The sequence below is a fragment of the Rhizobium sp. R635 genome (assembly GCF_002211285.1).
Classification (GTDB): domain Bacteria; phylum Pseudomonadota; class Alphaproteobacteria; order Rhizobiales; family Rhizobiaceae; genus Rhizobium.
Window position 1 is genome coordinate 440,678 of the sequence record NZ_LOKX01000012.1, and the last position, 8,184, is coordinate 448,861.

The 8,184-nt window shown below is 61.3% G+C and carries 9 protein-coding genes and 2 pseudogenes; 5 read left to right on the forward strand and 6 right to left on the reverse strand.

Going from position 1 to position 8,184, the window contains the following annotated elements; genetic code table 11:
• Positions 1-13: 13 nt before the first annotated feature.
• Both ATY78_RS12795 and ATY78_RS12800 read right to left on the reverse strand, forming a co-directional pair.
• The gene (locus ATY78_RS12795) at positions 14-880 is read right to left on the reverse strand and encodes an aldose 1-epimerase family protein (RefSeq protein ID WP_088682684.1); all 867 of its coding nucleotides are present in this window, start codon (positions 878-880) and stop codon (positions 14-16) included.
• 86 nt (positions 881-966) lie between these two features.
• Positions 967-1,296, reverse strand: a complete 330-nt coding sequence (locus ATY78_RS12800) for a DUF6665 family protein (RefSeq protein WP_088682729.1) — start codon at positions 1,294-1,296, stop codon at positions 967-969.
• 141 nt (positions 1,297-1,437) lie between these two features.
• Between ATY78_RS12800 and abc-f the strand changes: the two genes are divergently transcribed.
• The 3 genes from abc-f (at position 1,438) to ATY78_RS12815 (ending at position 4,115) form a co-directional block, all read left to right on the forward strand.
• The gene (gene abc-f, locus ATY78_RS12805; protein ID WP_088682685.1) at positions 1,438-3,060 is read left to right on the forward strand and encodes a ribosomal protection-like ABC-F family protein; all 1,623 of its coding nucleotides are present in this window, start codon (positions 1,438-1,440) and stop codon (positions 3,058-3,060) included.
• A gap of 199 nt (positions 3,061-3,259) precedes the next feature.
• On the forward strand, positions 3,260-3,850 hold the full coding sequence (locus ATY78_RS12810; RefSeq protein WP_088682730.1) for a hypothetical protein: 591 nt from the start codon (positions 3,260-3,262) through the stop codon (positions 3,848-3,850).
• A gap of 100 nt (positions 3,851-3,950) precedes the next feature.
• Positions 3,951-4,115 carry a DUF1328 domain-containing protein gene (locus tag ATY78_RS12815; RefSeq protein WP_003571841.1) on the forward strand — a complete coding sequence of 55 codons (165 nt, stop codon included), beginning with the start codon at positions 3,951-3,953 and terminating at the stop codon, positions 4,113-4,115.
• Positions 4,116-4,268: 153 nt separating this feature from the next.
• Here ATY78_RS12815 and ATY78_RS12820 read toward each other — a convergent pair whose 3' ends face one another.
• Together ATY78_RS12820 and ATY78_RS12825 are read right to left on the reverse strand one after the other, a co-directional pair.
• Positions 4,269-4,634 carry a hypothetical protein gene (locus tag ATY78_RS12820; RefSeq protein ID WP_088682686.1) on the reverse strand — a complete coding sequence of 122 codons (366 nt, stop codon included), beginning with the start codon at positions 4,632-4,634 and terminating at the stop codon, positions 4,269-4,271.
• Between the two features lie 16 nt (positions 4,635-4,650).
• On the reverse strand, positions 4,651-4,896 hold the full coding sequence (locus tag ATY78_RS12825; protein WP_088682687.1) for a hypothetical protein: 246 nt from the start codon (positions 4,894-4,896) through the stop codon (positions 4,651-4,653).
• 570 nt (positions 4,897-5,466) lie between these two features.
• Here ATY78_RS12825 and ATY78_RS12830 point away from each other — a divergent pair.
• Positions 5,467-5,988 (forward strand): DUF992 domain-containing protein, encoded by a 522-nt coding sequence (locus ATY78_RS12830; RefSeq protein WP_088682688.1) that lies wholly within the window; start codon positions 5,467-5,469, stop codon positions 5,986-5,988.
• Positions 5,989-6,127: 139 nt separating this feature from the next.
• Here the strand turns inward: ATY78_RS12830 and ATY78_RS12835 are convergent, their stop codons facing one another.
• The gene (locus tag ATY78_RS12835; protein ID WP_088682689.1) at positions 6,128-7,057 is read right to left on the reverse strand and encodes a LysR family transcriptional regulator; all 930 of its coding nucleotides are present in this window, start codon (positions 7,055-7,057) and stop codon (positions 6,128-6,130) included.
• Between the two features lie 73 nt (positions 7,058-7,130).
• Here ATY78_RS12835 and ATY78_RS12840 point away from each other — a divergent pair.
• Positions 7,131-7,328, forward strand: a pseudogene (locus tag ATY78_RS12840) (EamA/RhaT family transporter); the annotation flags it as partial.
• Between the two features lie 14 nt (positions 7,329-7,342).
• On the opposite strand, the pseudogene ATY78_RS12845 reads toward ATY78_RS12840, so the two are convergent.
• A pseudogene (locus tag ATY78_RS12845) lies at positions 7,343-8,094 on the reverse strand (IS5 family transposase).
• Between the last annotated feature and the right edge of the window lie 90 nt (positions 8,095-8,184).

Here is an 8,184-nt window from a genome sequence, read left to right on the forward strand (position 1 = left end):
CCGACCGTTGCTGCTACGAAATCTCGACCGTACAGGTGAAGCGCGCGGTCGCGCCGGGCGCTAATATGCTTGTATACGGCCGCCGCGACAGCTCGCTCGGCGCTCCAGCTTCGGCCGCCGTTCCATGCCATGGTTCGACGCAGAGGAAGGGGGCGCCGGGCTTGGTCCACAAAGCAAGATTGGGCAGGTTTTCGAAACGGAACCGCAGGGCCGGTCCACCCTCGACGCCGTAACGCAGCCCTTCTCCCGCACCCTCGGGGAAGATCATCGCGTCCTGCTCGAACATCGCATGATCCAGCACCAGCCGGCCTTTGTCGAAAGGAGAGGGCTGTGGCGTCGGATTAATGAGGCCGCCCTCCAGCCGTACGAGCCCGGGCTCGCCTTGATTGTCGAGCATGACGGTGTGGGGCCGCCCGGAAGCACCAGGCAGCGGCCAGGCGAAGGCGGGATGGAAGCCCAATCCGAACGGTATCGCCTTCTGATCGCGGTTGCTGACCTCGGCGGCGACGGTCAAAGCGCGGCCCTCGACCGCATGTTCCACGGCCAGCAGAAAGTCGAACGGATAGACCGCCCGGGTGGTGGCCGAGGCGGCAAGCTCGTACCGGCACATCGTTGCCGTGGAGGCTGCGAGGGCAAATTCGCTGCGCCGGGCAAAACCGTGCTGGGCCATTGGATAGACCGTGCCGTCGATCGCGATCTTGTCGTCCGGCGCCTTGCCGACGATCGGAAACAGGATCGGCGAGCGCCCTGTCCAAAACGCCGCGTCACCCGTCCATAACCAGGAGCGTCCGTCGCTGGTGGTCAGTGCCTGCATTTCCGCGCCGAGGGAAGAGACGTCGACGGTGAGATCCTGATTGCCGATCCGGATTGTGCTTGGCATGGCAATTCCCTTTCTCGCTGGTTCGGTACGAGCACAGCTGCCTGCACCGCGATTTCTATCTGTAGGTGGAAGATGCACGCCAGCCGTTATTTTCGTATTGCGCCCAGTCTCGCGATCACTTCGTTCGGGATGCCGTAACGCTGGATGGCGTCGCGGTTGTTGCGAAAGCCGCAAATCTCCCGCTGGATGAAGAACGCCCAGACGGCGTCGGAGGCGTCATTGAGAAGCCTCTCGCGTTCCTCCGCGCTTTGGCGCTCGCCGGTCCAGGCTTTCAAGGCGGCAAGCGCCGCCTCCACCTTCAGCCCGTGACGTCCGAGCGCATCGGCGCGTTCCGCCATCAACTCGTATTCGAGGACGTTGAAGCCGTTCCTATCCTGCTGGGATTGCCTGAAAGACTGCGGCGGGCGAACGCTCATGGGTACGGATTCCTTGATCAGCGCAGGCAACAACCTTATCCAATCCGGTCTTTGAGATCGAGAGGGTAGGGAACGGACCTATCCCGCCGTTTCCCCGCGTGATAAGGGCGCCGTAACTTTTTTTCAGGCCCCGCGCACATCATGATTCGTATCGAGAATATCAGCAAGCAGCTCAGCCACCGGATTCTCTTCATCGAGGCTTCCGCAGCCCTCAACAAAGGCGAGAAGATCGGTCTCGTCGGCCCGAACGGCGCCGGCAAGACGACGATCTTCCGGATGATCAACGGCGAGGAGCAGCCCGACGAGGGCCAGGTCTCTTGCGAGAAGGGCGTCACGATCGGCTACTTCAACCAGGACGTCGGCGAAATGGCCGGCCACAGCGCCGTCGCCGAAGTGATGAACGGCGCCGGGCCGGTCAGCATCGTTGCCGCCGAGCTGCGGGAGCTGGAGGCCGCCATGGTCGACCCCGAGAGGGTCGACGACATGGAGGAGATCATCGAGCGCTACGGCGAGGTGCAGGCGCGTTACGAGGAGTTGGATGGTTATGCGCTCGACGGGCGCGCCCGCGAAGTGCTTGCGGGCCTGAGTTTCAGTCAGGAGATGATGGACGGCGACGTCGGTGCGCTGTCGGGCGGCTGGAAGATGCGCGTGGCGCTTGCCCGCATCCTGCTGATGCGCCCGGACGTCATGCTGCTCGACGAGCCGAGCAACCATCTCGATCTCGAAAGCCTGATCTGGCTGGAGGAGTTCCTGAAGGGTTATGAGGGTGCGTTGCTGATGACCTCGCACGACCGCGAGTTCATGAACCGCATCGTCAACAAGATCCTCGAAATCGACGCCGGCTCGCTGACCTCCTATTCCGGCGACTATGAATTCTACGAGCAGCAGCGGGCGCAGAACGAAAAGCAGCAGCAGGCCCAGTTCGAACGCCAGCAGGCGATGCTCGCCAAGGAAATCAAGTTCATCGAGCGGTTCAAGGCGCGCGCTTCGCATGCTTCGCAGGTGCAGAGCCGCGTGAAGAAGCTGGAGAAGATCGACCGGGTGGAGCCGCCCAAGCGCCGGCAGTCGGTCGCCTTCGAATTCCAGCCGGCGCCCCGCTCGGGCGAAGACGTGGTCAGCCTGAAGAACGTCCATAAGAAATACGGCAGCCGAAGCATCTATGAAGGGCTGGATTTCATGGTGCGGCGCAGGGAACGCTGGTGCATCATGGGCATCAACGGTGCGGGCAAATCGACGCTGCTGAAGCTGGTGACGGGCACCACAGCGCCCGACGAGGGCAGTGTCTCCCTCGGCGCCAGCGTCAAGATGGGCTATTTCGCCCAGCACGCCATGGATATTCTCGACGGCGAGCGCACCATTTTCCAATCGCTGGAAGACCGATTTCCCCAGGCGGGGCAGGGGCCTTTGCGCGCGCTTGCCGGATGTTTCGGCTTTTCCGGCGACGATGTCGAGAAACGGTGCCGGGTGCTCTCCGGCGGCGAGAAGGCCCGGCTGGTCATGGCGATGATGCTCTTCGACCCGCCGAACCTGCTCGTGCTGGACGAGCCGACGAACCATCTCGACCTCGACACCAAGGAGATGCTCATCAAGGCGCTCGCGCAATATGAGGGCACCATGCTGTTCGTCTCGCACGACCGGCATTTCCTGGCCGCACTCTCCAACCGCGTGCTGGAGCTGACGCCGGACGGCATCCATCAATATGGCGGCGGCTACACGGAATATGTGGCGCGCACCGGCCATGAAGCGCCGGGTCTGCGGAGCTGACGGTTTTTTCCGGTGGCATGTCGAAACCGCTGCGGTCGAAGCGACCAATAGGGCTGGTCGGCGATAGCCGCCGAGCGGCCGGGGCCGCCGCACCGGACCCGTCGGGCCATGTCTGGGACGTCGCGCAGGAATTGAGTTGGCCAAGGCCAGTTCTTGTGGGGAGAAGCAACTTCGGCCGGTATTGCAGCCGTTCGCCACGATGATGACCCAATTCCATGGTGTTGCGGGGCCTTCTTGGGGCAAGAAGGGCGGGCGCATCGAAATGGACTGGATCAATCGTTACATCGATCAGCCGTTATTGAACGGCGCCGCAGGCTTGTTGCGGAATTGGCACGTCCGCACGCGCCAGCCGCCGGAGCTGCTGGAGCCGATGTGGAATCTTGCCGTGCTCTCCTTCCTTCTGATCGCGAGCGCACAGGTCATGGCCGGCAAGCCTTTCGCGCTCAGCGCCGCCGCGCTGATCATGCTGGCTCTGCCTTCCGCGCGAAAGCTGTTTTCGGCGGTGAAGACTGGAAACAGCGCCTATGGCGCGCGGGAATACAAGTCGCTGAGAGCGCGTGCCGTCACCAAGCGCGAGGCGGAGTGGTCGGTGCGGTTGATCGTCCTGTTTGCATCCGCCTGCCTTCCCTTCGTCGCCCGCATCGACGATCCGGTGGGGTCCTTCTTCATGCTCGGCGCAAGCGTCTGGTTCGTGCTGACAGGACCGCTCAAGGCTTATCTTGAAGCGGCCGAACCTCCGGAGCCGAACGAGGGCGACCGGATGTATAACGGCGTTTTTCATTTCGGCTGAAAAAGCCGATGCGGCGTTCCTCCTGCCGTCCGTGAGACGGGCAGGGAACCAAAAGTGCGCAGTCTCCGTTATGCCAGCAGCAACGTAAGAGGAGATCGCGATGCTTTATTACGCTCTGGTATTTCTCGTTGTGGCCTTGATTGCCGGCGTCCTTGGATTTGGCGGCATCGCCGGGGCTTCAGCTTCGATTGCCCAGGTTTTGTTCTTCATTTTCCTGGTGCTGTTCGTCGTGTCGCTCGTCATGCGCTTCATGCGAAGAGTATAGCGCCGACGGATCTAGAGCATGTCGCGCAAAAGTGTGCAGCGGTTTTGCGACAACGACATATGTAAAACAAAGACCTAAAGCGCGAGGAGCGAATCTGAAAGATCGCGACGCGCTTTAGTATAGAAACCCGGCGAAATCATTCGCCGGGTTTTTTCATTGCAGATTGCCGTCCCGATCGTGATCGGCCGTTGCGAAATCCGCCATTACTCGTTGTAGGAATTCGCTCCTGTTGATGCGGCCGTCGCCGTTGGCGTCCGTCATGGTGAATTGCTCGACGGTCAGGATCTGGGCCGTCTCACCGGTCTGCAGGCTGCCGTCCTTGTTCTTGTCGAGATTTCCGAAGGCCGTGCCCATGAAGGCTTCGTACTCGGAACGATCGACGGTCTTGCTGGAATTGGCGTCAAGCCGGTCCATCTGCCCTTGATACATTGAGGTAGATTGTGGGGAGCCTGACTGCTGGGCGAGCGCGCCGGCAGAGTGGCTTACTAAGATTGCCGTCACCAAAACCACGATTTTCATTGTTCTATCCTCCCCATTATCGGCAAGCCAGGCGGTTGCCCACGAAGCCGCCGCCGGCAATTCCGCCGCCGATGGCGAGGACTTGGCCGGTGCCGGCGCCGATCGTGCTGCCGATCAAACCGCCGACGATCGCGCCGCCGACCGTGCCGGCAATGCAGCCGAATTCGGAATTCTTGTCGGCGACGGCCTGTGACGTCGTGCCGGACTGACAGGCGGATACGGCCAGGAGCCCCGCCAGCATGATGGTTGTGGTTATGCGCATTTTTCCCTCCCGATGAACTATACGCCGCCATCTCCAATAGAGATCGGCGGGCGTGCTGTTGTCCGGCCCCGGCAAAAACAATCTTCTGGATATTGGTCTCGAATTTCAGGCGGCATTTCTGTCAAAGTGAAAACAGAATGCCAAAGGAGCATGCAGAAATTCTGCGGCAATGCCGGAAAATGCCCATTGCTTCTCCCTTCCTGCATATCGGCAGAAAGAAAGCTTTCGAATACTACAGCTATACATGCGACGTGGCAACCTCATGCGATTGCAGGGGCTGGTGTCGGATGGATGAGCCGGCATCCCTGCGGTTACGGGGGCGGATTGGATCGTGCCATTTCTGCAACCATTCCTGACAAGATTGTGAAATGGCGCAAGCGTCGGCATGGTGCCTTCGAAATGTCCCATTGGAAGCTGAACCGTAAGCGTGTTTGTCGCTTGCGCTTCCCACGCGCTCTGACATGCGACGCGAAAACGGCGCCGATTTGGGATCGTTTTGCGGTCCCATCCGTTATCCGGCGCCCGCAGCCGGGTGTTTTGCTCCCGTCGCGATTTGAGAAGGAGAGACTTATGAATAAAACTCTTGCGACAGCCTTTGCCGCGATATCGTTGACGTTTGTCGGTGCTGATGTGGCTGGCGCCGCGGATCCCGTCACCAGGACATATGAAGAGCCGGATCTGCGCAACGGCGTGAAGATCGGCTATCTCACCTGCGATATCGGCGGCGGCACTGGTTACGTGCTTGGTTCGTCCAAGGAAGCCGATTGCGTCTTCCAGTCGATCGTCGGCAACGAGCTTATCGATCACTATACCGGCGAAATCAGAAAACTCGGCATCGATCTCGGCTTCACCACGCGCAGCCGCCTGATCTGGGCCGTGTTTGCGCCGACAGCCGGCTACCATCGCGGATCGCTCGCCGGTCTCTATGTCGGCGCCAGCGCCGAAGCGACGGTCGGCGCCGGTGTCGGCGCCAATCTCCTGGTCGGCGGCACTTCCGGCTCGATCCATCTGCAGACGGTCAGCCTCACCGGCCAGCTCGGCCTCAACGTCGCCGCCGGCAGCGCATCGATGACGCTGACCCCCTCGAACTGACAGGTCTTTTGACGCGCTCCTGCCGCGACGCGGCGGGAGCGTCACGCCATCACGACGCGCGCCGGCCGATCGACCATCCAAGTCCGTTTGAGCCAACAGAATGATTCAATCTAACCCGCAAAAGCTCTAACCGATCCGTCTATGCTTTCGCGCGGCCCGGCGCAATGAAGGCCGCAATCGTTTCCTCGTCATGGCCGGCCTCGCGCAGGAAGCGGCTGGCAAATTCGATGGCAGGGCTCCGAAGCGCATCATCCGGGCGGATCAGGTGAAAGGCCACGTGATGATCGAGCGTGCGCTCCGACACCGCCACGACGCGCCCGGCGGCGAGCGCCGCATCCGACAGCGGCGGCCGGGCGAGCGCGATGCCGAGCCCTTGCGCACAGGCGTCGATCACCAGATTGTAATCCTCGAAGCGCCGATCCTGGCCGCGCGGCGTATAGTCGACGCCTTCGCGGGAGAGCCAGCGGCGCCAGCCTTCGATATTCGAATCGTGAAGGATCGGCAGATCGAGCAGTGAAAGGGCATCGGAACGCTGCTTTAGCTGTTTCGCCAATGTCGGGGCGGCGATCGGAAAGGATTTCTCCCGCCAGATCGCCAGGGCGCGCACGCCGGCCCAGGGCCCTTTGCCGCAACGGATGGCGAGATCCGTGCCTTCGCCGAAATCGGCCAGGCGATGTTCGAGCGTCAGTTCGACATGCAGCTCGTTTCCTTCGAGCTTCGGCAGGCGCTGAAACAGCCACAATGATGCCACCGAAGGCGTCACGGAGAGGCGCACGACTGCCTTGTTGGGCCGAGGCAGCCAGCGCTCGCCGGTATTGCCGAGCAGGGAAAGCGCTTCCTCGGCGCGGGCGAAAAACCGCATGCCCTCCGGCGTCAGGCGCACGCCGCGAGCCTCGCGCGCAAACAGCCGGACACCCATCCAGCGCTCGAGCCGCGAGACCTGCCGCGATACGGCGCCATGGGTGATGCCGCTTTCCTCGGCCGCGGCCGAAAACGATCCGAGCCGGGCGGCGCGGGCAAAGGTCTCGAGCGTATCGAGCGGCGGGAGCACTGGCGAGCTGTGAACCATGCGCACATTTGATCATCGATTGCGGTGCTTTTCAAGCATGCATCGAAGGTCTAATCCCTCGTCGCAAGGATAGATGGAGGCGAAAATGAGCATGGCGGCAAGCACACCGGTTTCGGTAAAACAGCAAGGCGGCTTCGATCTGATCGCCTTTGCGGCGATCGTGATCACGATCCTCTTCTGGGCTTCTTCCTTCGTGGTGATCCGCATCTGCCTCGGGCCGCTGACGCCGATCGAACTGGCGACGGCGCGTTACGTGGCGGCCGGCGTCCTAGGACGAATCGACATTCATCTGAGCCAGATCATCGCTGCGACGAGATATACGCAGCCTTTGAAGTGAATGGTTCTGCGGTCATAACGTGTGGCGAAACGACGGAAGTGCTTCATTCGGTTGAAGCAGCGTTCGATGCGGTTCCGCTGAATGTAGATGGTTTCATCGTGCGGTATGATGATTTTACGCGAGCGGTTTGAGGGGATCACCGCCTCGGCTCCCATGCCGGCGATCGTTTCCCGCAAGGCATTGCTGTCATAGGCTTTATCGCCGAGTACGGCCTTGCCGACCTGCCCCTCCAAAAGAGCCGGAGCTTGGGTAATATCTCCGGCCTGACCGGCGGTGACGATGAAACGCAATGGTCTGCCGAGCGCATCGGCCAGCATATGAATCTTGGTGGTCAATCCACCTCTGGAACGCCCCAGCGCCTGATCCTTGGCCCCCCTTTTCCGGAGGCCGCCTGCTGATGGGCACGCACGATGGTGCTGTCGATCATCAGGTACTGATTGTCCCGCTCAGCTGTCAGCGCATCGAAAACCCGCTCCCAGACTCCGGCATGGCACCAGCGACTGAACCGGCGATGGACCGTCTTCCACTTGCCGTAGCGTTCCGGCAGGTCCCGCCAATGTGCCCCCGAGCGCAACACCCACAAACAGCCGTTCACAAACAACCGGTTGTCTGCTCCCGTCCTGCCTGGATCGCCCGCCTTGCCAGGCAGCAAAGGCGCAATTCTCGACCATTGCGACTCGTTCAACTCGTATCGCTTCACCGCCATCAAGGCCTCCGTGCGTCACACGGGTACTCTATGAATCAGTGATCAACTGATTTGGGAATCCTGAATGTCGATTGGTCCTAGCCC

What these genes read in the sequence shown, in the direction of transcription:
- ATY78_RS12835 (WP_088682689.1), bottom strand. Translation starts at nt 7,057, where the DNA reads ATGGTTCACAGCTCGCCAGTGCTCCCGCCGCTCGATACGCTCGAGACC.
- ATY78_RS12795 (WP_088682684.1), bottom strand. Translation starts at nt 880, where the DNA reads ATGCCAAGCACAATCCGGATCGGCAATCAGGATCTCACCGTCGACGTC.
- ATY78_RS12820 (WP_088682686.1), bottom strand. Translation starts at nt 4,634, where the DNA reads ATGAAAATCGTGGTTTTGGTGACGGCAATCTTAGTAAGCCACTCTGCC.
- abc-f (WP_088682685.1), top strand. Translation starts at nt 1,438, where the DNA reads ATGATTCGTATCGAGAATATCAGCAAGCAGCTCAGCCACCGGATTCTC.
- ATY78_RS12825 (WP_088682687.1), bottom strand. Translation starts at nt 4,896, where the DNA reads ATGCGCATAACCACAACCATCATGCTGGCGGGGCTCCTGGCCGTATCC.
- ATY78_RS12830 (WP_088682688.1), top strand. Translation starts at nt 5,467, where the DNA reads ATGAATAAAACTCTTGCGACAGCCTTTGCCGCGATATCGTTGACGTTT.
- ATY78_RS12800 (WP_088682729.1), bottom strand. Translation starts at nt 1,296, where the DNA reads ATGAGCGTTCGCCCGCCGCAGTCTTTCAGGCAATCCCAGCAGGATAGG.
- ATY78_RS12815 (WP_003571841.1), top strand. Translation starts at nt 3,951, where the DNA reads ATGCTTTATTACGCTCTGGTATTTCTCGTTGTGGCCTTGATTGCCGGC.
- ATY78_RS12810 (WP_088682730.1), top strand. Translation starts at nt 3,260, where the DNA reads ATGATGACCCAATTCCATGGTGTTGCGGGGCCTTCTTGGGGCAAGAAG.